The sequence below is a fragment of the Achromobacter dolens genome, from assembly GCF_902859745.1.
Taxonomy (GTDB): domain Bacteria; phylum Pseudomonadota; class Gammaproteobacteria; order Burkholderiales; family Burkholderiaceae_B; genus Achromobacter; species Achromobacter dolens.
On sequence record NZ_CADIJW010000006.1, the window covers coordinates 75,601 to 102,208 of the forward strand.

The window sequence follows — 26,608 nt, forward strand, 5'->3', positions numbered from 1 at the left end:
CGCAATACAGCGCGAACGCCGTTCCGGCGGGTGGTTGACCCCGAACTGACTAGGCCGTATGTTTCACGCAGGCCTTCCTGGGATGGCGGGGGACACCAATGACTGAGACTCAGGACGAAAAATCGATCCTGTACCTGCATTTCGGTACGTCCAGCCCCTATTGGCGGTTGGCGGCCGACAGCAACGCGATCGAACTGGCCGCCGTCAAAGGCGCAACCAACATTGCATTGGCGCTGCAGCCCGAGCAGGCGCAGGCCATTCGCGCCCTGACCGGCATCACCGCCAGCCTGCGCATCGACATCGTCCTGTACGGCGATCCCATCCAGTTGCGGCTGGTCGGCCGCAAGATCAATCCCACCGAATGGGCCGGCACGGCGTCGGCGCACACTGACACCGATTCGGTCGCGCGCGACCTGGTCGAAGGCCTGTCGTTCGCCGAGACCGTGGTGTCCGAGGCCAACTCGGTCATCGTCATCGTCGACCAGCACGGCCGCGTGCAACGCTTCAACAAGGTCAGCGAGGAATACACCGGCAAACGCGAGCAGGACATCGTCGGGCGCAGCGTGTTCGAGATGTTCATGACGCGCGAAGAGGCCGCGGCCTCGCGCCGCAACATCGCCGAGTTCTACAAGCGCGGACAGTCGTACGAGGTCGAGCGCCTGATCAACACGGTCAAGGGCCCGCGGCTGTTCCTGTTCCGCAACAAGTTCGTCACCAGCGGCAGCGGCGAGAAGCGTGTCTACCTGATCTGCTCGGGCACCGACATCACCGAGGAACGCCAGGCGCAGGAACGCCTGCGGGTGCTGGCCAACACCGACGTGCTGACCAACCTGCCCAACCGCCACGCCATCACCACCCGCCTGAAAGCGGCGCTGGCCGAAGGCGAGGGCGCCAGCGGCGGCGTGCTGTTCCTGGACCTGGACAATTTCAAGCGCATCAACGACCACTACGGCCACGGCTTCGGCGACCGCCTGCTCAAGTCGGTGGCGGTGGCGATCTCCAGTTGCCTGTCGCCCGGCCAGACGCTGGCGCGGCTGGGCGGCGACGAATTCCTGGTGCTGCAGGAAGGCGCCGAGGCCTGGCACCTGGAGGCCACCGCCGCGCGCATCATCGAGCGCCTGCGCGAGCCATTCCGCCAGGAGCTGATCGAGGTCTACACAAGCTGCTCCATCGGCATCGCCATGTACCCCGAGCACGGCGACGACCTCGACAGCGTGGTGCGCAGCGCCGACATCGCCATGTACGTGGCCAAGGAAGCCGGGCGCCATACCTACCGTGTGTTCCAGCCCGAGATGGACCGGCGCAACGCCGACTATGTTTGGCTCGACACCAACCTGCGCAAGGCGCTGGCCGAAGGCCACTTGATGCTGTACTACCAGCCCAAGCTCACCGGCCGCGGCGGCGAGATTGATGGCGTCGAGGCGCTGCTGCGCTGGCGCTCGCCCGAACGCGGGATGATCTGCCCCAGCGTTTTCATTCCTTATGCGGAGGAATCCGGTCTGATCTCGCAACTGGGCGTGTGGGTGATGCGCGAAGCGGCGCGCCAGGCCGCGGCCTGGAAGCGCGAGGGCCTGGACCTGCGGGTCGCCATCAACATGTCGGCGCGGCAACTGGACGACAAGGGCGTGGTCAGCGAATTCATGCGCGCGGTCAACGATGCCGGCCTCGATCCCTGCCTGCTCGACATTGAACTCACCGAAAGCTGCCTGATCGAGGACGAGGTCGCCGCGATCGAGCTGATGAAGCAGTTCCGCCAGTTGGGCGCGTGCGTGCACCTGGACGACTTCGGCACGGGCTATTCGTCACTGTCGCAACTGGCCCGCATTCCGCTGGACGCGATCAAGCTGGATGCCAGCTTCGTGCGCGGCGTCAACGAGAACCCGGTGTCGCAGGCGCTGGCGCGGGCCATCGTCGCGGTGGCCCGCACGCTCGAGCTGAAGGTGATCGCCGAGGGCGTCGAGACCCAGGAGGAAACCGCCTTCCTGGATACGCTGGGGGTGGACGCCAAGCAGGGCTACCTGTATGCCAAGCCCATGCCGGCTGCCGAGCTGACCACCTGGCTGGCGCAGCGGCGCCGGCTGCATCTGATTGCCTGACGCGGCCGGCGCGCGCCGACCTCAATGCATGGTGGCGTCGATCAGGCCATCGGGGCCCGCGGGTGACCGACGGTTCTGCGCCATCACCAGCCGTTCCATGTAGGCGCGGTCCTTCGGATCGATCGAGAAGGCGGCGTCGACCCAGTCCTCGGTGATATCCATCAGTTCCGAGCGCGTCAGTTGCAGCACACGCTGGCGCGCCCGCAACATGGCGCGCATGCCGTTGAGCTTGGGCCGCATCACGTCGATGAAGGTGCGGGTGGCCTTGTAGGCGTCGCCCGGCTCGAACAGCACGTCCACCAGGCCGCGCGCCTGGAACCATTCGGCGGTGTGCGATTCGCCGCTGCCGATCAATTCCTCGGCCAGCTTCATGCCCGAGCGCCGCGCCACCAGCGAATAGCCGCCCATGCCCGGGAACAGGTTGAAGGCCATTTCGGGGAAGCCCATGCGGGCGTTGTTCTGCGCCAGCACGAAGTGGTGCGCCAGCGCCGCCTCGAAGCCGCCGCCCAGCGCGGTGCCCTCGATCATGGCCAGCGATACGGCGCCGGTGTCGAAGCCGCGGGTGGCGGCATGCACGCAATCGACGCAGGCGCGGGCGTAGGCGCGCAGCGCCTCGCGGCGGCCCGTGCGGATGGCCTCGGCGAAAAAGTTGAGGTCGCCGCCGACGTTGTAGATCTGCGGCACCAGCGAGCCCGTGACCCAGAAATCGATGGGCAGGCCGGAGTCCCTGGCGGCGCGCGCCAGGGTCATGATTTCGTCGATCAGTTCGTGATTGAAGCAGGGGCGCGGCTGGGCGCGCAGCATCATCCACATGACACGTCGTCCTTCCTCATAGAACGCGGAGACTTGCTTCAAAGTGCCTGCGGCGGTAAAGGGATGGCAGTCCGGATGAATGAGTTGATTCATTTGCTTTCGTCCAATCGATCAAGGTGAGTCGGAGTACTGCGGGGCCAGCCTAATACAGCCGGCGCCCCGTTCCGCTCATGCAAACCTCGTCCGACCGGCCAGAGTTATCCGTAGGGCAAACATCGGAGTGATTGTTGGAAAAACACGTTGATGATGATGTCGCCGTCGTCCGCCTGGATGACGCGCGCCTCGCCGGGTTGGATGAGGACCGTCGCAAATTCGCGAGGGTTGGCGCGGTCGCCGCCGGCGCGCCGGACTCATGCAAATGGCGGGGGCGACGGCGCGGGGGCGGGGCGCCGGCGGCCCGGCCGGGCCGGGTCGTTGTGACACAGCAACATCCGCCGCGGCTTTGCGGGCAATGAGAACAATCTCATATACAAATGAGATTCATTGTCGATATGATCGCGGCTCGATAAAACTTACAGAAAGCTTGCGATGCCTGTTTTTCCCGTCCCGCGCGCCCTGACCCTGGGGGCCGCGCTGGCCCTGATGGCCCCTGTCGTTCCCGCCCACGCCGACCCCATCCATCTCCCCGCCATCAGCGTCGAAGGCGCCAACGCCGACGATCCACGGGTGCCCGAAGTCACCACCGCCACCCGCACCCAGACCGCCGCGCGCTACGTGCCGCAGGCCATCGACACGGTCAAGGTCGAGAACCTGCAGAACTACGGCATCAGCACCCTCGGCGAGGCCCTGTCCGGCATCCCCAATGTCAGCAACGCCTCGGACACCCGCTTCGACTCGCTGCGCATCCGCGGCTTCGACGCCAGCAACGACTTCTACCTGGACGGCATCCGCGACGACAGCCAGTACGTGCGCGACCTGCACAACATCGAGCGCATCGACGTGCTCAAGGGCCCGGCCGCGGTGCTGTACGGCCGGGGCAGCCAGGGCGGGATCGTCAACCGTATCAGCAAGGCGCCGCAGCCGGGCCGCGAGTCCACGCTCGAGGCCCAGGCCGGCAGTTGGGACCTGCGCAGCTTCTACGGCGACCTGAGCGCGGATCCCGGCGAGCACGTCAGCGTGCGCCTGAACATCGGCCAGGAGGACAGCAACAGCTTCCGCCACAAGATCGGCGGCACCCGCCAACTGGTGGCGCCGTCGCTGAACTGGCGCATCACGCCCGACCTGGACTGGCTGGTGCAATACGAATACAGCCGCTATGACCGTACTCCGGATCGCGGCATCCCCAGCGTCAACGGCCGGCCCGCCGACGTCGGCCGATCGACCGTCTACGGCGATCCCGACCGCGACTACATCGACGATCGCGCGCAATCGTTCCGCTCGCGCCTGGCCTACACGCTGGCGCCGGGCTGGCAGTTGCGCTACACGCTGGGCGTGTTCGCGCTCGACAGCAAGTTCGACAACACCTACCTGACCGGCTACAACGCCGCCACCGGCAAGGTCTCCCGCACCCGCTGGCAGCAGGACCTGACCACCCGCAGCATCAGCAACAACCTGGAAGCCGAGGGCCTGTTCCATACCGGCGCCATCGAGCACCGGGTGCTGTTCGGCGTGGACGTGGGCAACCAGGCGCGCACGCCCGACCTCTACACCACGCTGGCGCGGGGCCCGGGCGCGCAGCCGGTGCCGACGCTGGACCTGTACGACCCGGACCTGTCCCAGCAGCACAACGGCGCCATGACGCTCAGCAGTTCGGCCCGTCACAAGACCCGCAGCCAGGGCTACTACGTGCAGGACCAGATCAAGCTGGACGACGCCTGGCAGGTGCTGCTGGGGCTGCGCATGGACCGCTTCAGCGTCGATTCCACCAACCGCATGCTGGACCTTTCGGCCCGCCGCGACAGCCGTGGCATGAGCCCGCGCGCCGGCGTGGTGTGGACGCCGGCGCGCGATCACTCGATCTACGCGTCGTACAGCAAGACCTTCTCGCCGGTCGGCGGCAGCCTCATCGGCATCACGCCGAACGCGCGCGGCAATACCAATGACGTGGATCCGGAGCAGACCCGCCAGTACGAAGTGGGCGTCAAGAGCGACTGGCTGGACGGGAATCTGAGCACCACCCTGGCGCTGTACCAGCTCGAGCTCTACAACCGCCGCACCTCCGATCCGGTCGATCCGACCATCGTGCTGCTGACCGGCAAGCAACGTTCGCGCGGCATCGAGCTGACCGCGGCAGGGCGCCTGACCGGCAACTGGTACCTGCGCGGCGGCATCGGCCTGCAGAACGCGTCCATCGTCGAGGACAACAACGGCCTGGCCGGCAACCGCGTCAGCAACGTGGCGCGGCGCAACGGCAGCGTGTTCCTGACCTACAAGCCGGCCGAGGGCCTGTATGGCGAGACCGGCCTGACCTTCGTCGGCCAGCGCTACGCCGACAACGCCAACACCGCGGTATTGCCCGGCTATGCCACCTGGGACGCGCTGGTCGGCTACCGCGCCGGCCAGTGGGACTGGCGCCTGGCGGTGCGCAACATCACCGACAAGACCTACTACGCCTCGGCCACCAGCGCCGGCCAGATCCGCGTGGGCGAGCCGCGCACGGTGGTGGCGACGGCGCAGTATCGGTTCTGACGGGTGGCCAGGATCCTGGCAGGAAGAACGGGCGCTTTGGCGCCCGTCTGCTTTTTTCGAAGAGCGCCGGATGTTTGGCGCGTGTCCGTTTAAGATTCGTTTATTGACGAGGCATGGTGCGGCCGCGGCGGTACGGTCTCGCCAAGCTGGAACCGAATAGCGATTGGGCTGAGACAGGAACCATGAAAAGCAGACTCCATGACGAAGCGATGGCGCAGGTGTACGCCGGCGATCGGCAGCTTGCGTTGGCGACGCTCAACGAGATTCTCGCCGATGGCAGCCAGGCCGAATTGTTGATCGTGCTGCGCCAGATGACCCAGGCGTTCGGCGGCATGCAGGCCGTGGCGGAGCAGGCGCGGCTGAACCCGACCCAGCTCTACCGCACGCTGTCGCCCAAGGGCAATCCGTCGCTGGCCAGCCTGCTGGCGATTCTCAAGGCGATGGGCCTGCGCCTGGCCGTGATGCCGCTGGCCAATGCGGCCGCCCCGGTCCGGATGGGCTGAGGCCGCCGGGCGCGGTTATTGCGGCTCGATCTTCGCGTCGATCGCGCGCTGGGTCCAGATCTGGCGCTGCGACTGGGCGAAGGCCTGGTGTTCGGCCAGCGTGTTGGGCGCGACCTGCATGCCCAGCGCCTCGAACTTGGCGATGCTGTCGGGCTCGCTCAGGATGCGCGTGATCTCGCGGTTCAGGCGCTCGACCACCGGCGCCGGCGTGTCCTTGGGCGCGGCCACGCCCACCCATACCACCAGGTCGAAATTCCTGTAGCCCAGTTCGGCCAGCGTCGGCACGTCGGGGAAGTCCTTCGAGCGCGCCTGGCCGGTGAAGGCGATGCCCTTGAGCTTGCCGCCGTGCATGAACGACGTGACCACCGACAGGTCGGCGAACAAATAATCGACGTGGCCGCCCAGCAGGTCGGTGACGGCGGGCGGCTGGCTCTTGTAGGGCACCGCGTTGGCGGCGGCGCCGGCGACGCTGTTGAAGGTGGCCCCGGCGATCTGGCTGGTGGGCGAGCCGTAGGCATAGTTCAGCGGCCTGGCGCGGGTGGCCTGGACCAGTTGCGACACCGAGCCGTAGGGCGAATCGGCGCGCACCACCAGCATCATGGGAATGGTGGCGATGCGGATGACGTGGATGAAATCGCCGGTGGGGTCATAGGGCAGCTTGCGGAACAGGGCCGGCGTGGCCGAGTGCGTGGAGCTGCTGGTCAGGATCAGGGTGTAGCCGTCGGGCGCGGCGCGCGCGGCGGTGGACGAACCGATGGTGCCGGACGCGCCCGGCTTGTTCTCGATCACGATCGGCACGCCCAGGCGCGGGCCGAGCTTTTCGGTCAGGATGCGGGCGCTGGTGTCGGTGGCGCTGCCGGGCGAGAACGGCACCACGATGGTGATGGGCTTGTCGGGGTAGGCGCCGTCGGCCTGCGCGGCGCCGGTGGCGGCGGCCAGGGCCAGGGCGCAGCAGGCGGCGAACCGGCGCATGCGGCTGCGTTGCGGGGGGCGGGTCATGAGAGTCTCCTGTGTTTTTCTGCGGCCGCGATGGCAGGTGGCGGCCGCGATTTCCGCCATCATGCGGCCGCGCGGCTTATCGCAACAAGGGACTAATTTTCATAGACCTATTCCGTATCCGGATAAGTCCCGCGCCGTGCGCCTCGGCCCGGCGCGGCCTCACTGGCCGGCGGCGTCCTCGTCGTAGCGGGTCGGGTCGGGCGCCGCCTCGCGCGCCCGCAGCGTCGTCTCCAAGTCGGCCAGGAACGCGTCCGCCGCCCGCGACAGGCGCGCGTTGTGGCGCTGGATCAGCCACAGTGCGTGGCCGCGCTGGCCGGCGCCGCCGATGGGCGCGGTGGCCAGTCCCAACTGGCGCGCGAAGGCGCAGACGTAGCCGGGCACCACGGTGATGCCCAGGCCCGCGCGCACCAGGTTCAGCACCGAGGTCAGCATGCCGGCCTCGATGCCGGACTGGAATTGCAGGCTGAGTTCGCCGCTGATGCGGTCCACCGCGCGGCGCACGCTGTAGACGTTGCGCAGCGTGATGTGTTCGTGGGCGGCCAGGTCGGCCCAGCGCACCTGCTTGCGGCGCGCCAGCGGATGGTCGGGCGCGAAGACGGCATGCATGGTGTCGCGGTAGATCACGCGCGTGGCCAGCTCGTCGCCGTCGATGTCGGTGGAGACGATGCCGAAGTCGGCGCGGCCGTGCCGCACATGCTCGATGGTCTCGTCGGTGTTCAGTTCGAACAGGTCCAGCTTCACGCCCGGATGGCGCCGGTGGTAGCGCGCGATCACGCCGCCCAGCAGGCCGACCATCATCATCGGCGAGCAGGCCACGCCGACCACGCCGCGCTCCAGCGAGCGCAGGCCGGACATGCTGCGCTCGGCCGCGCGCACCGTGCCCAGGATCTCCTGGGCATAGGCATAGAAGTCGGCCGCGCCCTCGCACGGCGTGACGCTGCGGGTCGAGCGCTCGAACAAGGGCTGGCCGACCTCGGCCTCGAGTTCGGCGCACAGCTTGCTGACGGCCGATTGCGTGACGAAGGCGGCGCGGGCGGCGGCGGTGAAGCTGCGCAACTCGTAGAGCGCGCAGAACACGCGCAACTGCTTCAGGGTGATGTTCATGGTCCGGACGAAAAGGGGGCGGGCGCCCCGGGGGCCGGCGCGCGCAAGCCCGCATCCGCCACGTTCCGGGGGGTCAATCCGGATCGAGCATATCGCGATCCGCGTCCTGGCGTGGCGCCAGGCGGCGGATCGACCCGGGCGTGCGCGAGAAGCGCACCGGGATCCCGGTGGCCGTGAGCGCGCCCTCGGTGGGATGCTCGACCCGCTGGAAAAAGCCGGTGGCGGCCAGGTGCGGGTCGTCGAACAGCGCCTCGGGCGGATTGACGCGCGAATGAGGAATGTCGGCGTCCGCCAGCAGCGCCAGCCAGTCGTCGGTGCCGCGCAGCGCGACGATGGCGGCCAGGTCGCTGTACAGCGCGTCGAAGTGGCGGGCGCGGGTCCGGGCGCTGGCGTAGCGCGGATCGGCGGCCAGGTCGGCGCGTTCGGCCAGGGTGAAGAAGCGCTGCCATTGCGCGTCGGTATACGGCAGCAGCGCCAGGAAGCCGTCGCGGGTGCGGTAGGGCCGGCGCTCGGGCGACAGCACGCGGCTGTAGCCCATGTCGCCGCGCGGCGGGTCGAAGGTGCGCCCGCCCAGGTGCTCGATCAGGGTGAAGGACACCAGCGTCTCGAACATCGGCACCTCGATGGCCTGGCCCTGGCCGGATTTCTCGCGCTCGTACAGCGCCATCGGGATGGCGTAGGCCAGCGTCAGCCCGGCCACCTTGTCGGCCATGATGGTGTTGATGTAGGCCGGCGCGCCGCTGTTGCGGCCCTGCAGGTCGGCCAGGCCGCTCATGGCCTGAATGATGTCGTCGAAAGCCGGCCGGGCGGCGTAGGGGCCGTCCTGGCCGAAGCCGACCGCCGAGCAATAGACCAGGCGCGGGTTGCGCGCGCGCAGGCTGGCGGCGTCCAGGCCGATCCGCGCCAGCGCGCGCGGCCGCACGTTGGAGATGAAGACGTCGGCGCCGTCGACCAGCCGCAGCAGCCGTTGCCGGTCGTCCGGGTCCTTGGCGTTCAGGGTGACGCTGTGCTTGTTGCGGTTCAGGTTCAGGTAGACCGCGCCCATGCCGGGCGAGGCGGCTGGCGCCGAGGCGCGGAACACGTCGCCCTCGGGCGCTTCGACCTTGATGATCTCGGCGCCCATGTCGCCCAGGATCTGGGTGGCGTAGGGGCCCATGCCGACCGAGGTCATGTCGACCACCCGCACGCCGGCCAGCGGGCCGCTGGCCGGGGCCGTCATTGCGCCTCCCGCGCGCGCTTGCGGGCCAGGAACGGCGCCATGTAGCGGCGCGGCTCGTCGGTGGCGAAGGCCGCGCCGAAGGCGTCGACGCTGCGGTCCAGGCCGGCCTCGACCGTGGACGTCTCCCAATAGCGCAGCAGCGCTTTCTGTGACCGCACCGCCAGCGGCCCGCTGTGGGCGATGGGCGCGACGGTGCGCTCGACCAGCGCGTCCAGCTCGCCGGCCTCGCACAGGAATTGCAGGAAGCCCCAGCGCAGCGCCTGCTCGGCATCGACCGTGGCGCCGGTCAGCAGCAGCCAGTGGGTGGCGCCCGGGCCGATCAGTGACGGCAACAGCACGGCATGGATCACCGACGGAATGCCGACCTGCACCTCGGGCATGCCGAAGACGCCGTCGCGCGAGCCCAGGCGGATGTCGCAGGCCGCCGCCAGTTCCATGCCGGCGCCTAGGCAGAAGCCGGGCAGGCGGGCGATGGTCGGCACCGGCACCGCGCGCACCGCTTCGCACAGGTCGCGCAGGCGGGTGATGAAGGCGCGGCCGCCGTCCGGATCCAGCTCGGCCATTTCATGGATGTTGGCGCCGCCGACGAAGGCCTTGTCGCCGCTGCCGCGCAGCACCAGCGCGCGGGCGTCGGCCTGCACCGCGATCCAGCGCACCGCCTGGGTCAGGCCCAGCGTGACCGGCGAGGCCAGGATGTTCAGGCTCTTGGCGTCGTCGATCCGCAGCGTGTAGACGCCGCGCGCGTCGCGCTCGATGTGGCTGTGGGGAAAGGCGGGAATCGGGGCGCTCATGGGCTTGCTGTCTCCATTGGAATCGTGGGCGATGCCGCTCATGCTAGGCCTGGCCGTTGATCACGACAAACAAGTAATTTTCATGGAATGAGTCCGGCCTGGAATAAATCGCCGCGGGCCGGGTTCGCGACGATGGCGGGGCGGGCGCGCTCGGAGTATCTTGCGCTCACCCGGGCGGCGAGCCTATTCCTGACGAGGGGCAACATGGGTGTTCTGGCAAGAATCACGACGATCGGCGGACTGGGACTCTTGACGGCGTGCGCCGCGCCGCCGCCCAAGCTGGCCGCCAATGAAAGCGTGCAGAAGGTGCCGGTGCGGGTGGCGCTGGAGAACGGCGGCATCGCCACGGGCGAAGTCGTGGTGACCATCTTCACGCCGGCGGGCGAGGGCCGTCATCCGCTGATCGTGATCAACCATGGCCGGGCCGGCGACGCCGCCGGCCGCGCCAAGCTGGGACGGGCGCGCTACGCGGCGGCGTCCAGGTTCTTCACCGATGCCGGCTTCGTGGTCGCGCTGCCGGTGCGCCTGGGCTATGGCGTCACCGGCGGGCCGGACCTGGAGAACAGCGGCCCCTGCGGCGAGCGCCGCTTCACCCCGATGTTCGACCGCGCCGCCAGCCAGATCGACCAGGTGCTGCGGGTCATGGCGCAGCGTCCGGACGTGGACCCGGCCAGGGTGGTGGTGCTGGGGCAGTCGGTGGGCGGCGGCTCGACCGTGGCGCTGGCGGCGCAGAACCCCGCGGGGGTGAAGACCGCCATCAACTTCGCGGGCGGCTCGGGTGGCGATCCGGTGCGCTCGCCCGGCAAGCCGTGCGGTCCCGAGCGCCTGCAGGCCACGTACGCGGGCTATGGCCAGGCCACGCGGCTGCCGATGTTGTGGATCTATACCGAGAACGACCTGTACTGGGGGCCGGACTGGCCCAGGCGCTGGGTCGAGGCCTACAACCAGGCCGGCGGCCGCGCCACCTTCGTGCCCATGGGGCCCGACGGCGAGAACGGCCACAGCCTGTTCACGCACGCGCCGCAGAAGTGGCAGCCGGTGGTGGCCAAATACCTGCGCGAGCAGGGCTTCGACATGCCGCAATAGGCGTGGCCCGAGCGGCCGGCGGCGCCGCCGATTGCGCGATCGGCCGCGCCGCCCGCCGCCTCAGCGGTCCGGGACCGTGGCCAATAGCGGCGAGTCGAACATCGCGGCCGGGGAGATGATGGGTTCCTCCCACGGGATGTCCTTGCCGTAGCGCGCCTGCATCGTGGCGCGCACGGTGGGCGAGCTCAGGTCGAACTGCTTCAGGGGTTGCAGCGCGCCGATCTGCAGGCCCAGCGTGCGCTGGTAGATCTTCCAGACCAGCTCGGAGCAATAGATCCGGTCGTCCGACCAGCCGAAGGCCGCGTCGTACGGCTTGCCGAGATAGCGCGCGCCGGTGCCCGCCAACTGTTCGCGCGTCTCGGGCGTCAGCCGCGACGCGTCGCGCAGGCGCTTGACGACGTATTTGCCGTTTTCGCCCTGCGCCGCCCATTGCGCCAGCGGCGTGTAGCTGACCGTGGCGGCGGCTTCCAGCACGTAGGGCGCGCCCTGGCGCATCACGATCATGCCCATGTGGCTGTAGGGCGAATGAGTGGCCTGCTGGATCGCCAGGCTCTGGGCGGAGCGGGATTGCTGGAAGATCAGGTCGCCGGTCTGCACGTCCGGCGCGGCGCGGGCGGCCCAGGACGCGGCGCACAGCGCGGCCGCGACGAAGGCGCCGGCCCACGCGCCGGCCGGCTTGCGTCGTCCGATGCGTGGCCACGCGGGGGCTTGTTCCTGGCGCTCGTCGCGCGCGGCGCGGCGGTCTTGTGGCAATGCGGATGGTTGCGGTGCCGGCATGGCGGTTCCCCATGAAAAGCCATTCGTCGCGCGTCGTCGAGCAAGCGCGAGGGATGCGGGATTCTACCGTTCCCGCCCGGGTTGCCGCGCGGCCAGGGCGCCGCTTTTTTTCAAGCGCGCGGCGTCGACGGACGCAGCAGGTCGGCGATGCCGATGCGTTCGGCGAAGGCGATCCGCAGTTCCTCGGCCAGCGCCAGCACCTCCTCGGCGCCATCGCCGACGAAGTCGACCACCGAGCGCGCCGGCCGGCTGCCCGCCGGCAGGTCGACGATGCGGGCAATCTCGTCGGCCACCGCCTGCGGCGTGGCGTCGTCGGGCGTGAGCGCGCTCAGGCGCGCGCCGACCTGGTCCATCACGCCGTCGTAGCGCGCATAGGCCGCCACGCGGGCCTGGTCGCTGGGCTTGCCGGCGCTGGGGAAGTGCTCGGTGCCGCGGGTGAAGGCGCCCGGCACCACGATCGAGGTCTCGATGCCGAAGCGCGCCAGTTCGTACGACAGGCTCACCGCCAGCGAATCCATCGCCGCCTTGGCCGCGCCGTACGGCCCCATGAACGGCGGGAAGCCGCCCTTGGTGGTGGTGCTGCTGATCCACAGCATCAGGCCCGACTGCTGCCGGCGCAGTTGCGGCAGGGCGGCGCGGTTGACGCGCTGGGCGCCGTAGAAGTTGGTGTCGAAGGCGTGCTGCATGTCTTCGGCGGTGAACGCCTCGGTCGGGCCGATCACCAGGTGACCGGCGTTCTGCATGACCACGTCGAGCCGGCCCTGTTCGCGCACGATGGCGGCCACGGCGGCGTCGGCGGACGCCTGCGACAGCACGTCCAGTTCCAGCGGATGCAGATCGGCGCCGTGGGCCGCGGCCCAGTCGCGCATGGCCTGGGCGCGGCCGGCGTTGCGGCCGGCGATGTCGCGCATGGTGGCGTAGACGGTGTGGCCGGCGCGGGCCAGGGTTTCGGCGGACAGCTTGCCGATGCCGCTGCCGGCGCCGGTGATGAGGATGACGGATGCCATGGAAATCTCCGGGAAACGCGCCTGCCGTCAGGCCAGGCCGCCGTTGGCGCGCAGCACCTGGCCATTGATCCAGCCGCCGTCGGCGCTGGCCAGGAACGACACCACGCCGGCGATGTCCTCGGGTTCGCCCAGGCGCTCCAGCGGCGGCATCTTGGCGAAATGCTCGATCAGTTCCGGGCTCTTGCCTTGCTTGAACAGATCGGTGGCGACGGGGCCGGGCGCCACGGCGTTGACCGTGATGCGGCGGCCGCGCAGTTCCTTGGCGAACACGCGGGTGAAGCTTTCCACCGCGGCCTTGCTGGCGATGTAGATGCCGTAGGTGGGCATGTTCAGCGCCAGCGTGGTGCTGGAGACGTTGACGATGCTGCCGCCGTCGGCCAGCCGCGCGCCGGCCTCGCGCAGGGTGTTGAAGGTGCCGCGGGTGTTGATGTCGAAGGTCTGGTCGTAGATCTCGTCGGTGGCCTCGGCCAGCGTCTGCAGCTTGAGCACGCCGGCGCTGTTGACCAGCACGTCGATGCGGCCCAGGCCGGCTTCGACCTGGTCGAACATGGCGCGCACCTCGGCGGCCTTGGCGACGTCGGCGCGCACCGCCAGCGCCCGGCCGCCGGCCTGGCGGACTTCGGCGGCGAGGGCGTCGGCCTCGGCCGCGCTGGAGGCGTAGTTGATGGCGACGGCAAAACCGTCGGCGGCCAGGCGGCGGACGATGGCGGCGCCGATGCCGCGCGAGGCGCCGGTGACCAGGGCGACGCGTTGGGAAGCTTGGGAAGTCATGGATTGTCCTTGGGGTGAGTGGGTGAGACGAATCATGGACTATTCCAAACAAAAGATAATTATCCGGATTTTGCTAACATAATTTCATCTACATTAATAATAGAGGGCGCATGGACCGCTTCCAGGAAATGCAGGTATTCGTCCGCATCGCCGAACGGCGCAGTTTCTCCAAGGCGTCGGAAGACCTGCGGATTCCCCGCGCGACCGTCACCAACCTGGTCAAGCGCATGGAAAAACGCCTGGGCGCGCGCCTGCTGGAGCGCACCACGCGCCAGGTGCGGCTGACCCATGACGGCGAGGCCTATTACCGGCGCTGCGTGCGCCTGCTGGCCGACCTGGAGGAGGCGGACGGCGCCTTCCTGAACACCGCGCCCAAGGGACTGCTGCGGGTCAACCTGCAAGGCACGCTGGCGCGGGTGTTCGTCATGCCGGGCCTGCCGGCCTTTCTCGAACGCTATCCCGACATCGTGCTGCACCTGGGCGAAGACGATCGGCTGGTCGACCTGGTGCGCGAGGGCGTGGACTGCGTGCTGCGCGCCGGCACGCTGCAGGACTCGTCGCTGGTGGGGCGTCAGATCGCCCTGATGCCGCAGGTCACCGTGGCCAGCCCAGCCTATCTGGCGCGCTACGGCGAGCCGGCCACGCTGGAAGACCTGGAGGGCCACCGGGCGGTGGACTACATCTCGTCATCCACCGGCCGCAGCCTGCCGCTGGACTTCATGGTGGATGGCCGCAATGTGCTGGCGCGGCCCGGGTCGGTGGTCAGCGTCAATGGCGCGGAACTCTACGCCAGCGCGGCGCTGGCCGGGCTGGGCCTGGCGCAGGTGCCGCGCTACCGGGTGGCCGATGCGCTGGCGGCGGGCCGGTTGCGGGTGGTGCTGCCCGACCTGCCGCCGGCGCCGATGCCGGTGTCGGTGCTGTACCCGCAGAATCGCCAGGTGTCGGCGCGGGTACGCGTGTTCAGCCAGTGGCTGGCCGAGATCTTCGGCCAGGCCTTCGGGCCGGCCGCTCAGACGATGCCGGTCAGGTAGTACACGGCGATCACCAGGAACACCGACAGCGTCGAGATCAGCGTGATGGCGAAGATGTCGCCGTAGGACTGGCGGTGCGTCAGGCCGGTGACGGCCAGCAGCGTGATGACGGCGCCGTTATGCGGCAGCGTGTCCATGCCGCCCGAGGCCATGGCGGCGATGCGGTGCAGCACTTCCATGGGAATGCCGGCCGCCTGGGCGCCATCGATGAAGGTCTGCGCCATGGCTGCCAGCGCGATGCTCATGCCGCCGGAGGCCGAGCCGGTGATGCCGGCCAGCGAGGTTACCGCCACCGCCTCGCCCACCAGCGGGTCGGGAATCGCCTTGAGCGCGCTGGCCACCATCAGGAAGCCGGGCAGCGCCGCGATCACGCCGCCAAAGCCGTATTCGGCGGCGGTGTTCATCGACGCCAGCAGCGCGCCCGAGACCGCGCTCTTGCTGCCCTCGGCGAAATGCGCCTTGATGTGCGAGAACGAGAACAGCAGGATGGTGGCGATGCCGGCGATCAGCGCGCCCATCACCGCCCACAGCGCCACCTGGTCATGGGCGTTGACCGGCAGGGGCTGCGGCAGGCCGGGCAGTTCGACCTGCGAGCCGGCCGGGTACCAGCCGGGAATCCAGCGCGTCAGCAGGTAGTTGGCCACGCCCACCACCACCAGCGGCAGCAGCGCGACCAGCGGGTGATGCTCGCGTCCGCCGGCCGGCGTGTCCGGCTCGTTGCGCAGCTCGGTGCCGTAGCCTTCGCCCGCCAGCGCGGCGCGCTTGCGGCGCCATTCCAGGTAGGCCACCCCGACGGTCAGCGTGAAGGCCGCGCCGATCAGCCCCAGCCAGGGCGCGGCCCAGGTGGTGGTCTCGAAGAAGGTGGTGGGGATGATGTTCTGGATCTGCGGCGTGCCGGGCAGCGCCGTCATGGTGAAGGTGAACGCGCCCAGCGCGATCGCGCCCGGCATCAGCCGCTTGGGAATGCCGCCCTGGCGGAACATCTCGGCCGCGAACGGGTAGACCGCGAACACCACCACGAACAGCGACACGCCGCCGTAGGTCAGCACCGCGCACACCAGCACGATGGCGATGATGGCGCGCTCGGCGCCGATCAGGCGCAGCACCGCCTGCACGATGGCGCGCGAGAAGCCGGACAGCTCGATCAGCTTGCCGAACACCGCGCCCAGCAGGAACACCGGGAAATAGAGCTTGGCGAAGCCCGCCATGCGCTCCATGAAGATGCCCGAGAACACCGGCGCCAGCGCCGACGGGTCGGTCAGCAGCACCGCGCCCATGGCCGCGATGGGCGCGCACAGGATGACGCTGTAGCCTCGATACGCCGCCAGCATCAGGAATGCCAGCGCCGCCACCACGATAATCAATCCGGTCATTCATTACTCCAGGAATGAAGGGTTAAGGGGTGTGGGGCTACACCTTAACCGATCGCTCCCGGCGTCCGTCTGACAGGGCGGGGCGCCGGCCCGTTGTCGGACCGGACCCCATGCGCGCGTCAGTAGGTGGCGCGCAGCGTCAGCATCACATTGCGCGGTTCGCCATAGATGCCGTAGAAGTTGGACGGCACGCGGGCGTAGTAGTGGCGGTCGAAGACGTTGTTCAGCGTCAGCGAGGCGTCCAGGTTGCGATTGACCTTGTAGCCGATCTGCGCGTCGACCACCGCGTAGCCGCCTTGCCACGAGACGTTGTTGCGGCTGGTGCGGCTCTGCGTGCGCACGCCGCCGCCGACGCGCCAGCCCGGCAGCACGTCGGGCGTGAAGCGATAGGTGGTCCAGACCTTGAACAGGTGCTTGGGCGTTTCCGGGTTGACGATCTGGCCTTCCTGCGTCGGGTCGGACAGGTAGCGGGTCTGCAGGTAGGTGTAGCCCGCGTACAGGTCCCAGTTCGGCAGCAGGCGGCCGCTGACCTCGGCCTCGACGCCCTGGCTCTGGGCCTCGCCCTGCGCCAGGTAGCGGCCCGGGTCGGCGTCGTCGGCCACCGCGCGGTCCTTGTCGCGGATGCGGAACAGCGCCAGCGAGGCATTGGCCGCGCCGTCCAGGAACTGGCCCTTCAGGCCGATCTCGTACTGCTTGCCGGTGCGCGGCTTGAGCGGCTTGCCGTCGGCCGTCATCTGCCAGGCTTCCGAGAAGGCGTAGATGTCCGAATAGCTGGCGTAGGCCGACAGCCACGAATTCAACTGCGCCACCGCGCCATAGTAGGGCACGAACTTGCGCACCTCGGGATCGCGCTGCGTGTCGCCCGCCACCGGCAGGATGGCCTGGGTGGCGTTGCGGTACCAGCTCTGGCGTCCGCCCACGATCAGCGTGAGCGGGTCGGCCACGTTGAAGCTCAACTGGCCGTAGACGCCCATCTGGCTGGACTTGGAGTCGTCGCCCGAGGTGTAGGGCAGGTCCGGATTGGGCACGTCGATGTCGTAGATCGACACGTTGCCGAGGCTCATGCCGCCCGAGCGGCTGTCCTGGCGCCGTTCGGCGTAGTTGGCGCCGATCATGGCCTGGTGGGTGCGGCCCAGCAGGCTGAAGGGGCCCGAGGCATGGGTGTCGAAGCCGATCCAGCGGATCTGGTCCTTCTGCACCTGCAGGCGGTAGCCGGCGCGGTCGTTGGCGGGATTGACCGGCCCGTTGACGTAGCCGTAGCGGCTGTCCATGTCGGTCGAGCGGTAGTTCATCGACACCTGGCCGGTCCAGCCATTGGCGAAGCGGTGGCTCAGTTCCGAATAGATTTCCGACAGGGTGGTGTCGCCGCGCGACCAGTCGGTGCCGTAGAAGCCCTTGCGCGGCGAGTCGATGATGTGGCCGTTCGAGTAGATCGACAGGCCGTAGTCGAACGGCGCCTCGCGCTGGCGCTGGTAGGCCGCCGACAGCGTCAGGGTGGTGTTGGCGGTCAGATCGAATTCGAGCGAGCCGTAGGCCAGGCCCTGGCGATTGTGGGCCTTGTCGAAGAAGAAGTCGCGGTCCTGCGCGGCGAAGCCGGCGCGGGCGCGCACCCGGCCGTCGGCCGTGACGGGGCCGGTCGCGTCCAGCTCGGTGCGGTAGTTGTTCCACGAGCCGGCCATCACCGCGCCGGTCAGGCTGAAGGTGTCCAGCGGCCGCTTGCGCACCAGGTTGACGGTGCCGGCCGGGCTGCCGAAGCCCTGCAGCAGGCCGGCCGGGCCGCGCAGCACCTCGACGCGGTCGTACAGCGCCAGGTCGAACTGCGGCAGGTATTGCAGCGCGCCGTTGGCGGGAACGCCGTCGAACTGCACGTCGGTCTCGTAGCCGCGCGCGGTGAAGTAGGCGGTGCCGTCGCCATAGGTCATGGCGCTGACGCCGGTGGTTTCGCGCAGCGCGTCCTCTACCGTGACCATGTTCTGGTCGTCCATGCGCTGGCGCGTCACCACCGACACCGAGTTGGGGATGTCGCGCACGTTGGCGCCGGTCTTGCCGACGGTGACGGTATTGGCGGTGTACGACTGGGAACCCTCGGTCTGGCCGGGATCCGAGAGTTTCTCGGCCGTGCCGGTGACCCGCACGGGACTCAGTTGCGGGACATCGTCGGCGGCGCGGGCCAGGACGGGCAGGCCGGCCTGGGCCAGCAGGGCGGCGGCGAGGGTCAGGCGGAAGGCGGGAAGGCGGCGTGGGGCAAATGCGACAGGGGGAAGTGCGGGGGGCGTCATTTTCTTTTGAAAACAATGGGAATCATTTGCATTAATGATAAAAAGCAAGTTCCCTGTTTGCTGGACAGAAAATGTCGAAAAACGGACATAACTGGCTGGATTGCGGGCCGATCAATCCTTGCTATCGAAATCCCGCCAATGCGTGAGTTTCCCGTCGAGGCGCCGCCGGTGGTGGCGCGCTCGTTCCACTACGAAGATGGCCAGCGGCAAGAGCCGCATTCGCACGAGCGCATCCAGTTGATGTATTCGCCCACCGGCATCATGCGCGTCATGACCGAGGACGGCGCCTGGCTGCTGGCGCCAATGCGCGCGCTGTGGATTCCGCCCGGCGTGGCGCACGAGGTGCGCATGGTCGGCCAGGTGACGATGCGTTCGGCCTTCATCGCGCCGGACGCCGCGCCCTGGCTTTGGAAAGATACCTGCGCGCTGGACGTGGCGCCGCTGATGCGCGAACTGATCCTGGCGCTGAACCAGCCGGCGGCGCGCCACGGGCCGGTGCAGCGCCTGAGCGCCGAGCTGCTGCTGAACCTGCTGGCCGGCACCGAGCGGCAGCATCGCCAGTTGCCGCTGCCGTTCGACCGGCGCCTGCGCAAGGTCTGCGCCGCCGTGCTGCAGGCGCCCGGCAACGACGACACGCTGGAGCAGTGGGGCGAACGGATGGGCGCCAGCGCGCGCACGCTGGCGCGGCGCATGAAAGACGAGACCGGCATGAGCTTTCACAACTGGCGCCTGCAGGTGCGCATCGACGAGGGCATCTGCCGGCTGCTGCAGGGGCAGTCGGTGGTGAGCGTGGCGCGAGCCCTGGGGTATGCCAGCGCCAGCGCCTTTGTCTATATGTTCCGCAATGCGATGGGGGTGTCGCCGACGCGGTATCTGGAGCAGATCGCGGGCGCATGAGCCTCGGGCGGGACGGACGCCGCGTGACCGGCGCGCTCAGGTGGGCGGGCCCGGGTCAGTTGGTGTTGATCCATTCCTGCGTGTCGCGGATGAACCAGGGCAGGTTGAGCCGTTCTCCCTCGCCGGACTGGATGGTCAGGCGCTGGTCCGATGCGCCCGGGGCGCCGGCCGCGCCCTGCGCCTGCGGGGCCGGCCGACTGCGGTATTGCAGGTCGGTCTGCGCGGGCGGCCGGCTCGCGCACGCGGTGATCGACGCGCAGGCGATCACCGCGAGGAGGGGCCGCAGTGTTGAACGTAGGGTATTCATGATTCGGGTTCCTGCTGGCGGCACCGGCCGACGTGCCAGGCAATCAAGGCCGCTTTTCCATACCTTACTCGCAATACGCGCCGGATCACACCGGCTGGTCGTTTCATCGTATTTCCGCGCCGGCGGCGCGCGCGTCCTTGACGGGCCGCGCTAGCCTTCCAGCAACGACAGCGCCTGCCGCGCGATCTCCAGGTCGATGGCGGCGTCGTCGCCGTCGCCCATGAACCACGCCGCCGACAGCCCGCACCAGGCCACCACCCATTGCAGCAGCCGGCGGCGCTCCAGTCCCGACTCTTCCAGCACGATCCCGAGCCTGCGTTCGAAACGGCCCGGCACGATGGCCACGGGCGGCTCCGGGTCGGCCAGGTCGGGGTTGCAGAAGATGTTGGCGTAGTCGAAGGCGCGCTCGCCATGGAGCCGCTTGGGGTCGATCACCAGCCAGCCGCGCGCGCCGAAGTCGAGGATGTTGTCGTGGTGCACGTCGCCGTGCAGCACCACCGGGTCGCGCGGATCGTCCAGCAGCGCGCGGGCGTGGCGCGCGCTGTGCGCCAGGATGCCGCCGCGGGCCCGCGCCATCGGCCACAGTTCGACGAACCATTCCTCCAGCGGCCGCAGCGGCGGCAGCGGCCGGGCGCGCGGCGCGTGCAGTTCGCGCAGCACGCCGCAGAGGATGCGGGTGGCCTCGTCGTCGCGGCCGTTGCGGGCGTATTCGGCGAGCGAACGCGTGCCCATGGCGCGTTCGAGCAGGATCGCGTCGCCCTCGTGCGCCAGCACTTGCGCGGCGCCGTGGCCGTCCCACCAGGTCATCAGCACGCCGCCCTGGCGCTCGTCTTCCTCGACCGCGACCTTCAGCATCGCGGGCACGCCGGCCTGGCGCACTGGCAGCAGCCGGGCTGCATGGGTCGTGATGGGAGCGCCGTCGGGCACGAGGTTCCAGCGGGACAGGTAGGGTTCGAACATGGGGCGGACGCGGAGGGCGCCGGATCGTCGGCAACGGAACGGCTACGGTATCAGAGAATGCCGGCCTCCGCGGCCAGCGCCGCCGCCTTGCGCGCCAGCGCCGCTACGCCGAAGCTGGTGGCCAGGGTGTGGCCGTCCAGTTCAGCCAGCGGCACCCAGCGCGCGTCCATCGCATCATCGCCGGCCACCGGCTCGCCGGCCTGCCAGCGGCACAGCATCGCGATCAGGATGTAGTGCCGCCGCAGCGCGCCGGCCTCGTCATGGTCGAACACGTCGACCGCGTCGAAGACTTGCAGCGGCCGCGCGCGCACCCCGCATTCCTCGAACAGTTCGCGCGCGGCGGCATCCTCGAGCCGTTCGCCGGCTTCGATCTTGCCGCCGGGAAAGGCCCAGCGGCCCTGGTCGGGCGGGTTGGCGCGCCGCACCAGCAGCACATGGCCATCGCGCACCACGGCGGCGATGGTGGCGGGGATGGGACGCGAGGCGGGGGTTGTCATGTCGGTTGTCCTTGGGCGTGGGCCGTTGGCGCTGGGCGGGGAGCCCCGCCGTCCACGCCCACTTCGTCGAGGCATTCGAGCGCGTTGGCGGTGGCGGCATCGCGCTGCGATTGGGCCATGAACGTTCCGGCCCGGCTTGATGAATTATGCCTTCCTGCCCGGCTGAACAGGCGTTAGCGCAAATCCCGGTAGTGGCGGCGCGGCCCTTGATGCACACTGTCCCTGCCGCGCCGATTCGAGCGCGATGAATAAAGACAGGGCCCGCGCGGGCCCGTTGGGGAAGCCGCATGGACACGCCGGACCGGCAATTGCGCTATTTCGTGCGCATTGCCGAATTGAAATCGCTTTCGCGCGCCGCCGAGGACCTGGACCAGACCCAGTCCGGCCTGAGCCGCCAGTTGGCGGCGCTGGAGGCCCACGTGGGCAAGCCGCTGTTCGTGCGCACCGGGCGCGGGGTCGAACTGACCGAAGCGGGCGCGCGCCTGCTGGAGGGCGTCCAGCCGGCCTACCGCGCCATCGACCAGGCGTTGGAGGCGGTGCGCCAGCGCGAGGGCGTGACGCAGGGATCGGTGCGGCTGGCCACCGTCCACACGCTCAGCTACTACTTCATGGCCGACGTGGTGGCGCAGTTCGTCAGCAGCCGCGAGCACGTCAACCTGTCGGTCATGGGCCGCAGTTCGCCCGAGGTGGTGACGCTGGTGGAAAGCGGCAAGGCCGATATCGGCTTCGTCTACGACGCCGCCGTGGCGTCGGACGCGCTGGCCTCGACGCCGCTGTTCGACGACGATATGTGCCTGATCGTGCGCGACGGCGTCGCGGCCGAGGACGGCGTCGACCTGGGCGCGATGGCGCTGCGGCTGGTGGGCTTTCCCTCGCACTACGCGCTGCGCAAGATGATCCACAGCGCCGGCCTGCAGCCGGAATTCGTGGCCGAGGCCGAGACCATCGACGCCATGCTCAAGCTGGTGTCCTCGGGGGTGGGCGCCTGTATCCTGCCCTCGCGCATCCCGCAAAAGCTGCTGACCGATTACGGACTGCGCCAGGTCGCCATTGGCAGCCCGGTGCTGCGCCGGCGCGTGGTCGCAGTCACGCTGGCGCAACGCGAGCCGCTGCCGCTGGTGCGCGAGCTGCTGGACTGCGCCCGCCGCATCGCGCGGGACTGAGTCCGTCCGGTTGCGTCCGCGGGATCCTCGTTTACCCTCGGGCCGCGCCGTCGTCCCCTGGCGCGGCCGCGTCGAATAGCTGCTATGAGCCCGGCTGCATGGCTCGAGGCAGGGGCGCTTTCCATACTGTGCGGCAAGGCGCGGTATCCGTCCGCGCCATCCCGAACCGCATCAGGAGGCAGCCGCATGGACAACACCCTGCGCGAAAAAGCGTACTTCGACACCCGCGCCACCCAGGAGATGGCGCAGCACCTGCGCGCCGTGCCGCGCAGCATCCAGGAGACCATGGCCTACGCCTGTCGCATCCTGGCGATGACCGAGCAGGAGGCCGGCCTGGCCGGCCAGATCAGCGTGCGTTCCGAGCGCCCCGGCGCCTACTGGACGCTGCGCTTCGGCCTGGGCTTCGACGAGGCCACGCCGGCCGACTTCATCGAGGTCGACCGCGACCTGCACACACTCACGGGCGAGGGCATGGCCAATCCGGCGACGCGTTTCCACCTGTGGGTCTACGAGGCGCGGCCCGACGTGCAGTCCATCATCCACACCCATTCGCCCTGGGCCTCGGCGCTGGCGGCAGCGCGCCAGCCGCTGGTGATCGCGCAGATGGACATGACGCCGCTGCACGACGACTGCGCCTTCCTGGGCGAATGGCCCGGGGTGCCGATCGCCGACCAGGAGGGCGTCATCATCTCGGGCGCGCTGGGCGCCAAGCGCGCCATCATCCTGGCGCACCACGGCTACCTGACGGCGGGCGCCTCGTGCGAGGAGGCGACCTACCTGTCGGTCTACCTGGAGCGCGCGGCCCGCATGCAGATCCGCGCGCAGGCCTTCGGGCCGCTGACGCCGGTGGACGACGCGCTGGCGCGCGAGGCGCACGACTACCTGCTCAAGCCGTCGATCGTGCGCGCCACCTTCGACTACTGGTGCCGCCAGACCCACGGCATCGCGCCGCTGCCGGCCCGCTGATACCCAGCCGTACCCATAACGATACTTTCAAGGGGAAGTCACGATGATGACGACCAAGACGCCGCGCGCGCGTTCGCGCCGGGACTACGTAACGGCCGGCCTGGCCAGCATGATGGGCACCACCATCGAGTGGTACGACTTTTTTCTCTACGGCACGGCCGCCGCGCTGATCTTCAACAAGATCTTCTTTCCGTCGTTCGATCCGTTGACCGGCACGCTGGCGGCGTTCGCCACCTATTCGGTGGGCTTTTTCGCGCGGCCGCTGGGCGGAGTGATCTTTGGCCACTACGGCGACAAGATCGGCCGCAAATCGATGCTGCTGATCACGCTGCTGCTGATGGGCGTGCCCACCATCCTGATCGGCCTGATTCCCTCCTATGACCAGATCGGCTACTGGGCCGCGGTGCTGCTGGTGCTGATGCGCTTCCTGCAAGGCATTGCGGTGGGCGGCGAGTGGGGCGGGGCGGTACTGATGGCCGTCGAGCACGCGCCCGAGGGCAAGAAGGGCTTTTTCGGCAGCCTGCCCCAAGCCGGCGTGGCGCCGGGCCTGATCCTGTCGTCGCTGGCGATGGGCGCGGTGGCCGGGTTGCCGGAGCAGGACATGCTGTCCTGGGGCTGGCGCCTGCCATTCCTGGCCAGCGTGGTGCTGCTGGCGGTGGGCTGGTTCATTCGCGTCAAGGTGGCCGAGTCGCCCGACTTCGAGCGGATGCGCGAGCAGGGCGCCAAGGTCGAGGTGCCGGTGGCCGAGGTCCTCAAGCATCACCGGCGCGCGCTGTGGACGGTGGTGGGCGCGCGGCTGGCCGAAGTCACGTGGTTCTATACCGTGGTCACGTTTTCGCTGGCCTACGCCACCGGCACGCTGGGCATCCCCCGTTCGGTGATGCTGGACGCCACCATCTGGGGCGCGGCGCTGGCGCTGTTCACCATGCCGCTGTTCGGCATGCTGGGCGACCGCGTCGGCCACAAGTGGGTGTTCATGGCCGGCTCGGTCGGCATCCTGGCGTGCGCGCCGCTGTTCTTCCAGTTGCTGGCCACGGGCCAGACCGGCTGGATCATCGTCGCGGTATGCCTGGCGGTGGGATTGGTCTACGCTTGCCTGTACGGCCCGGAGGGCACGCTGTTCTCCAGCCAGTTCCCGGCCGAGGTGCGCTACACCGGCATTTCGCTGGCGGTGCAGGTGTCGGGGGCAATCGGCGGCGGCCTGGCGCCGATCGTCGCGACCTGGCTGCTGGCGCGCGCCGGCGGCGATCCGAAATACGTGGTGTGGTACCTGAGCGCGCTGGGCGTGATCGCGGTGTTCAGCGCCTGGCGCATGCGCGGCGACGCGCCGGCGCGGGCCACGCTGGCCGTGCCTGCCGGCGCGCGGACCTGAGGACGACATGAAGACCATCGACTATTACTTCTGGATGAATTCCGACTGGGCCTACCTGGGCGCCGACCGGCTGGAGGCCCTGGCGGCGCGCCACCAGGCGCGCATCCGCTACCTGCCGGTGGACCTGCCCGATGTCTACGCACGCACCGGCGGCGTGCTGCTGGGCCAGCGCGCGCCCGAGCGCCAGGCCTACCGGGTGGTCGAGCTGGCGCGCTGGTGCCGCAAGCTGGGCATCCACGTCAATCCGACGCCGGCCTACATGTGCCCGGACGCCGGATTGGCCTCGCGCATCGTGATCGCGGCCGATGCGCGAGGCCTGCCGGTGGCGGGCTTGTACAAGGCCATCCTGGCGGCCGAATGGTGCGAGGACCGGGATATCTCGTCGCCGGACACGCTGCGCGCCATCCTGCGGGAGCAGGGGCTGGACGCCGAGGCGCTGATGGCCGCCGCCGAACAACCGGCGGCGCGTCAGGCCTACCGCGACAATACCGACGCGGCGGTGGCGGCCGGCGTGTTCGGTTCGCCGTCGTACCTCTATCGCGGCGAGCTGTTCTGGGGCCAGGACCGGCTGGAGATGCTGGAAGAGGCGGTCGCCCGGGCGGCCTGAGCCGCCCCGGGGCGACCGATCGTTCACTTCGCCGCCGCCTTCACCAGCGGGCAGGTCGACTTGGACAGCGGCATGAAGGCCTCGTCGCCCGGCAGCGTCGCCACCAGCTTGTAGTAGTCCCAGGGCCGCCTGGATTCGGCCGGGGTCTTGACCTCGAACAGGTACATGTCGTGCACCATGCGGCCGTCCTCGCGGATGCGGCCGTTGGCGGCGAAGAAGTCATTGATCGGCATGGCCTTCATCTGCTTCATCACCGCGTCCGGGGCATCGGTGCCGGCCGCCTGCACCGCCTTCAGGTAGTGCATCACCGAGGAATAGGTGCCGGCCTGGCTCATGTTGGGCATTTTCTTGAGTTTGTCGTAGTAGCGCTGCGACCAGGCGCGGGTCTGGTCATTCATGTCCCAGTAGAAGGCCTCGGTCAGCATCAGGCCGGCGGCCGCGTCCAGGCCGATGGCGTGGATGTCGTTGATGTACAGCAGCAGGCCGGCCATCTTCTGGCCGCTTTGCGTCAGGCCGAATTCGCGCGCCGCCTTGATGGCGTTGACCGTGTCGCCGCCGGCATTGGCCAGGCCGACCACCTGGGCGCGGCTGGCCTGCGCCTGCAGCAGGTACGAGGCGAAGTCGCTGGTGCCGATGGGGTGGCGCGCGGCGCCCAGCACCGTGCCGCCGCGGGCCTTGACGACCTCTGTGGCCGAGGCCTGCAGGGTGTGGCCGAATGCATAGTCGGCGGTCAGGAAGTACCAGCTCTTGCCGCCGCGGTCGACGGTGGCGCGGGCGGTGGTGTTGGCCAGCGACCAGGTGTCGTAGGTGTAGTGCACCGAATAGGGCGAACACAGGTCGTTGGTGATGCGTTCGGTGCCGGGGCCGCTGAAGACCACGATCTTCTTCTTCTCGCGCGCCACTTCCAGCACCGCCAGCGCCGGAGCCGAGCCGGCCACGTCCATGATGGCGTCGACCCTTTGCGTGTCGTACCACTCGCGGGCGCGGGCGGCGGCGATATCGGCCTTGTTCTGGTGGTCCGCCACCAGCAGGTCGATCTTCTTGCCCAGCACGGTGCCGCCGAAGTCGTCGATGGCCATCTGCGCGGCGGTGGCGCTGCCCTTGCCGGTCACGTCGGCGTAGATGCCGCTCATGTCCAGGATCAGGCCGAGACGAACCGTGTCGTCGGAGATGGCGGCGGGCGCGGCCTGCGCCAGGGCCGCGCTGCTGAACAGCAGGCTGGCGCCGCAGGCGGCGGCCGCGGTCGCCAGGGGTTTGACCAGCGGGATGCGGGTTGTCGGGTTGCTGCGTTGCTGCGAAATCCGGGGCATGGGGGTCATGGTTGTCTCCATTTATGGTTATGCCGGATGCTTGCGGGTACTG

The 26,608-nt window shown here is 69.1% G+C and carries 24 protein-coding genes; 10 read left to right on the plus strand and 14 right to left on the minus strand.

The window, feature by feature from the left end; translation table 11 throughout:
• The first annotated feature begins 98 nt into the window (after nucleotides 1-98).
• Complete coding sequence (pdeR, locus tag HV783_RS07395; RefSeq protein WP_054504042.1) at nucleotides 99-2,096, plus strand: cyclic di-GMP phosphodiesterase; 1,998 nt, start codon at nucleotides 99-101, stop codon at nucleotides 2,094-2,096.
• Between the two features lie 21 nt (nucleotides 2,097-2,117).
• Here the strand turns inward: pdeR and HV783_RS07400 are convergent, their stop codons facing one another.
• Nucleotides 2,118-3,002, minus strand: a complete 885-nt coding sequence (locus HV783_RS07400) for a crotonase/enoyl-CoA hydratase family protein (protein ID WP_175188897.1) — start codon at nucleotides 3,000-3,002, stop codon at nucleotides 2,118-2,120.
• 435 nt (nucleotides 3,003-3,437) lie between these two features.
• Here HV783_RS07400 and HV783_RS07405 point away from each other — a divergent pair, with 435 nt between their 5' ends.
• Nucleotides 3,438-5,537 carry a TonB-dependent receptor gene (locus tag HV783_RS07405; RefSeq protein WP_175188898.1) on the plus strand — a complete coding sequence of 700 codons (2,100 nt, stop codon included), beginning with the start codon at nucleotides 3,438-3,440 and terminating at the stop codon, nucleotides 5,535-5,537.
• A 182-nt stretch (nucleotides 5,538-5,719) separates the two neighbouring features.
• Entirely contained in the window at nucleotides 5,720-6,040 is a 321-nt protein-coding gene (locus tag HV783_RS07410; RefSeq protein ID WP_064527970.1) for a helix-turn-helix domain-containing transcriptional regulator, read from the plus strand.
• A 15-nt stretch (nucleotides 6,041-6,055) separates the two neighbouring features.
• Here HV783_RS07410 and HV783_RS07415 read toward each other — a convergent pair whose 3' ends face one another.
• The 4 genes from HV783_RS07415 to HV783_RS07430 form a co-directional block, all read right to left on the minus strand.
• Nucleotides 6,056-7,039, minus strand: a complete 984-nt coding sequence (locus tag HV783_RS07415; protein ID WP_144655131.1) for a Bug family tripartite tricarboxylate transporter substrate binding protein — start codon at nucleotides 7,037-7,039, stop codon at nucleotides 6,056-6,058.
• A gap of 159 nt (nucleotides 7,040-7,198) precedes the next feature.
• Nucleotides 7,199-8,143 (minus strand): LysR family transcriptional regulator, encoded by a 945-nt coding sequence (locus HV783_RS07420; RefSeq protein ID WP_064527975.1) that lies wholly within the window; start codon nucleotides 8,141-8,143, stop codon nucleotides 7,199-7,201.
• Nucleotides 8,144-8,216: 73 nt separating this feature from the next.
• Entirely contained in the window at nucleotides 8,217-9,362 is a 1,146-nt protein-coding gene (locus HV783_RS07425; RefSeq protein ID WP_064527976.1) for a CaiB/BaiF CoA transferase family protein, read from the minus strand.
• Nucleotides 9,359-10,153 carry an enoyl-CoA hydratase gene (locus tag HV783_RS07430; protein ID WP_175188899.1) on the minus strand — a complete coding sequence of 265 codons (795 nt, stop codon included), beginning with the start codon at nucleotides 10,151-10,153 and terminating at the stop codon, nucleotides 9,359-9,361. The genes HV783_RS07425 and HV783_RS07430 overlap by 4 nt, the downstream gene beginning before the upstream one ends.
• Nucleotides 10,154-10,357: 204 nt before the next feature.
• Between HV783_RS07430 and HV783_RS07435 the strand changes: the two genes are divergently transcribed.
• Complete coding sequence (locus HV783_RS07435) at nucleotides 10,358-11,239, plus strand: dienelactone hydrolase family protein (protein ID WP_175188900.1); 882 nt, start codon at nucleotides 10,358-10,360, stop codon at nucleotides 11,237-11,239.
• Nucleotides 11,240-11,299: 60 nt separating this feature from the next.
• Here the strand turns inward: HV783_RS07435 and HV783_RS07440 are convergent, their stop codons facing one another.
• From HV783_RS07440 to HV783_RS07450, 3 genes are all read right to left on the minus strand, one after another.
• The gene (locus HV783_RS07440) at nucleotides 11,300-12,016 is read right to left on the minus strand and encodes a YiiX family permuted papain-like enzyme (RefSeq protein ID WP_156330809.1); all 717 of its coding nucleotides are present in this window, start codon (nucleotides 12,014-12,016) and stop codon (nucleotides 11,300-11,302) included.
• Between the two features lie 110 nt (nucleotides 12,017-12,126).
• Entirely contained in the window at nucleotides 12,127-13,023 is an 897-nt protein-coding gene (locus tag HV783_RS07445; RefSeq protein ID WP_064527979.1) for an SDR family NAD(P)-dependent oxidoreductase, read from the minus strand.
• 27 nt (nucleotides 13,024-13,050) lie between these two features.
• Nucleotides 13,051-13,794 carry an SDR family oxidoreductase gene (locus HV783_RS07450; protein WP_064527981.1) on the minus strand — a complete coding sequence of 248 codons (744 nt, stop codon included), beginning with the start codon at nucleotides 13,792-13,794 and terminating at the stop codon, nucleotides 13,051-13,053.
• Between the two features lie 110 nt (nucleotides 13,795-13,904).
• On the opposite strand from HV783_RS07450, the gene HV783_RS07455 reads away from it, so the two are divergent.
• Nucleotides 13,905-14,825 (plus strand): LysR family transcriptional regulator, encoded by a 921-nt coding sequence (locus tag HV783_RS07455; protein WP_175143009.1) that lies wholly within the window; start codon nucleotides 13,905-13,907, stop codon nucleotides 14,823-14,825.
• Here HV783_RS07455 and HV783_RS07460 read toward each other — a convergent pair.
• Nucleotides 14,804-16,198 carry a GntP family permease gene (locus HV783_RS07460; RefSeq protein WP_020927202.1) on the minus strand — a complete coding sequence of 465 codons (1,395 nt, stop codon included), beginning with the start codon at nucleotides 16,196-16,198 and terminating at the stop codon, nucleotides 14,804-14,806. The two genes, HV783_RS07455 and HV783_RS07460, sit on opposite strands and share 22 nt — an antisense overlap.
• A 119-nt stretch (nucleotides 16,199-16,317) precedes the next feature.
• Nucleotides 16,318-18,477, minus strand: a complete 2,160-nt coding sequence (locus HV783_RS07465) for a TonB-dependent siderophore receptor (RefSeq protein ID WP_175188901.1) — start codon at nucleotides 18,475-18,477, stop codon at nucleotides 16,318-16,320.
• Between the two features lie 138 nt (nucleotides 18,478-18,615).
• On the opposite strand from HV783_RS07465, the gene HV783_RS07470 reads away from it, so the two are divergent.
• Nucleotides 18,616-19,374 carry an AraC family transcriptional regulator gene (locus tag HV783_RS07470; protein WP_054504053.1) on the plus strand — a complete coding sequence of 253 codons (759 nt, stop codon included), beginning with the start codon at nucleotides 18,616-18,618 and terminating at the stop codon, nucleotides 19,372-19,374.
• Nucleotides 19,375-19,429: 55 nt separating this feature from the next.
• Here the strand turns inward: HV783_RS07470 and HV783_RS07475 are convergent, their stop codons facing one another.
• From HV783_RS07475 to HV783_RS07485, 3 genes are all read right to left on the minus strand, one after another.
• The gene (locus HV783_RS07475) at nucleotides 19,430-19,681 is read right to left on the minus strand and encodes a hypothetical protein (protein WP_054504054.1); all 252 of its coding nucleotides are present in this window, start codon (nucleotides 19,679-19,681) and stop codon (nucleotides 19,430-19,432) included.
• Nucleotides 19,682-19,831: 150 nt separating this feature from the next.
• Entirely contained in the window at nucleotides 19,832-20,641 is an 810-nt protein-coding gene (locus HV783_RS07480) for an aminoglycoside phosphotransferase family protein (RefSeq protein ID WP_064527985.1), read from the minus strand.
• 50 nt (nucleotides 20,642-20,691) lie between these two features.
• Nucleotides 20,692-21,138, minus strand: coding sequence for an NUDIX hydrolase (locus tag HV783_RS07485; RefSeq protein WP_064527988.1), 447 nt, complete (start codon nucleotides 21,136-21,138; stop codon nucleotides 20,692-20,694).
• Between the two features lie 287 nt (nucleotides 21,139-21,425).
• On the opposite strand from HV783_RS07485, the gene HV783_RS07490 reads away from it, so the two are divergent.
• From HV783_RS07490 to HV783_RS07505, 4 genes are all read left to right on the plus strand, one after another.
• Nucleotides 21,426-22,301: a LysR family transcriptional regulator gene (locus HV783_RS07490; protein WP_175143055.1), complete on the plus strand. Its 876-nt coding sequence runs from the start codon at nucleotides 21,426-21,428 to the stop codon at nucleotides 22,299-22,301.
• A gap of 186 nt (nucleotides 22,302-22,487) precedes the next feature.
• On the plus strand, nucleotides 22,488-23,267 hold the full coding sequence (locus HV783_RS07495) for an aldolase (RefSeq protein ID WP_049074652.1): 780 nt from the start codon (nucleotides 22,488-22,490) through the stop codon (nucleotides 23,265-23,267).
• Between the two features lie 43 nt (nucleotides 23,268-23,310).
• Nucleotides 23,311-24,639, plus strand: coding sequence for an MFS transporter (locus HV783_RS07500; protein WP_054504058.1), 1,329 nt, complete (start codon nucleotides 23,311-23,313; stop codon nucleotides 24,637-24,639).
• 7 nt (nucleotides 24,640-24,646) lie between these two features.
• Nucleotides 24,647-25,246 carry a 2-hydroxychromene-2-carboxylate isomerase gene (locus HV783_RS07505; protein WP_175168114.1) on the plus strand — a complete coding sequence of 200 codons (600 nt, stop codon included), beginning with the start codon at nucleotides 24,647-24,649 and terminating at the stop codon, nucleotides 25,244-25,246.
• A 23-nt stretch (nucleotides 25,247-25,269) separates the two neighbouring features.
• Here HV783_RS07505 and HV783_RS07510 read toward each other — a convergent pair whose 3' ends face one another.
• Nucleotides 25,270-26,565, minus strand: coding sequence for an ABC transporter substrate-binding protein (locus HV783_RS07510; protein WP_175188902.1), 1,296 nt, complete (start codon nucleotides 26,563-26,565; stop codon nucleotides 25,270-25,272).
• Between the last annotated feature and the right edge of the window lie 43 nt (nucleotides 26,566-26,608).

Bases quoted from the DNA above. Each gene is read 5' to 3' on its own strand.
- HV783_RS07510 (WP_175188902.1), bottom strand. From the start codon at position 26,565: ATGACCCCCATGCCCCGGATTTCGCAGCAACGCAGCAACCCGACAACC.
- HV783_RS07455 (WP_175143009.1), top strand. From the start codon at position 13,905: ATGGACCGCTTCCAGGAAATGCAGGTATTCGTCCGCATCGCCGAACGG.
- HV783_RS07445 (WP_064527979.1), bottom strand. From the start codon at position 13,023: ATGGCATCCGTCATCCTCATCACCGGCGCCGGCAGCGGCATCGGCAAG.
- HV783_RS07430 (WP_175188899.1), bottom strand. From the start codon at position 10,153: ATGAGCGCCCCGATTCCCGCCTTTCCCCACAGCCACATCGAGCGCGAC.
- HV783_RS07495 (WP_049074652.1), top strand. From the start codon at position 22,488: ATGGACAACACCCTGCGCGAAAAAGCGTACTTCGACACCCGCGCCACC.
- HV783_RS07400 (WP_175188897.1), bottom strand. From the start codon at position 3,002: ATGAATCAACTCATTCATCCGGACTGCCATCCCTTTACCGCCGCAGGC.
- HV783_RS07470 (WP_054504053.1), top strand. From the start codon at position 18,616: ATGCGTGAGTTTCCCGTCGAGGCGCCGCCGGTGGTGGCGCGCTCGTTC.
- HV783_RS07435 (WP_175188900.1), top strand. From the start codon at position 10,358: ATGGGTGTTCTGGCAAGAATCACGACGATCGGCGGACTGGGACTCTTG.
- HV783_RS07425 (WP_064527976.1), bottom strand. From the start codon at position 9,362: ATGACGGCCCCGGCCAGCGGCCCGCTGGCCGGCGTGCGGGTGGTCGAC.
- HV783_RS07460 (WP_020927202.1), bottom strand. From the start codon at position 16,198: ATGACCGGATTGATTATCGTGGTGGCGGCGCTGGCATTCCTGATGCTG.
- HV783_RS07405 (WP_175188898.1), top strand. From the start codon at position 3,438: ATGCCTGTTTTTCCCGTCCCGCGCGCCCTGACCCTGGGGGCCGCGCTG.
- HV783_RS07485 (WP_064527988.1), bottom strand. From the start codon at position 21,138: ATGACAACCCCCGCCTCGCGTCCCATCCCCGCCACCATCGCCGCCGTG.
- HV783_RS07480 (WP_064527985.1), bottom strand. From the start codon at position 20,641: ATGTTCGAACCCTACCTGTCCCGCTGGAACCTCGTGCCCGACGGCGCT.
- HV783_RS07410 (WP_064527970.1), top strand. From the start codon at position 5,720: ATGAAAAGCAGACTCCATGACGAAGCGATGGCGCAGGTGTACGCCGGC.
- HV783_RS07465 (WP_175188901.1), bottom strand. From the start codon at position 18,477: ATGACGCCCCCCGCACTTCCCCCTGTCGCATTTGCCCCACGCCGCCTT.
- HV783_RS07415 (WP_144655131.1), bottom strand. From the start codon at position 7,039: ATGACCCGCCCCCCGCAACGCAGCCGCATGCGCCGGTTCGCCGCCTGC.
- HV783_RS07500 (WP_054504058.1), top strand. From the start codon at position 23,311: ATGATGACGACCAAGACGCCGCGCGCGCGTTCGCGCCGGGACTACGTA.
- HV783_RS07475 (WP_054504054.1), bottom strand. From the start codon at position 19,681: ATGAATACCCTACGTTCAACACTGCGGCCCCTCCTCGCGGTGATCGCC.
- HV783_RS07440 (WP_156330809.1), bottom strand. From the start codon at position 12,016: ATGCCGGCACCGCAACCATCCGCATTGCCACAAGACCGCCGCGCCGCG.
- pdeR (WP_054504042.1), top strand. From the start codon at position 99: ATGACTGAGACTCAGGACGAAAAATCGATCCTGTACCTGCATTTCGGT.
- HV783_RS07505 (WP_175168114.1), top strand. From the start codon at position 24,647: ATGAAGACCATCGACTATTACTTCTGGATGAATTCCGACTGGGCCTAC.
- HV783_RS07490 (WP_175143055.1), top strand. From the start codon at position 21,426: ATGGACACGCCGGACCGGCAATTGCGCTATTTCGTGCGCATTGCCGAA.
- HV783_RS07450 (WP_064527981.1), bottom strand. From the start codon at position 13,794: ATGACTTCCCAAGCTTCCCAACGCGTCGCCCTGGTCACCGGCGCCTCG.
- HV783_RS07420 (WP_064527975.1), bottom strand. From the start codon at position 8,143: ATGAACATCACCCTGAAGCAGTTGCGCGTGTTCTGCGCGCTCTACGAG.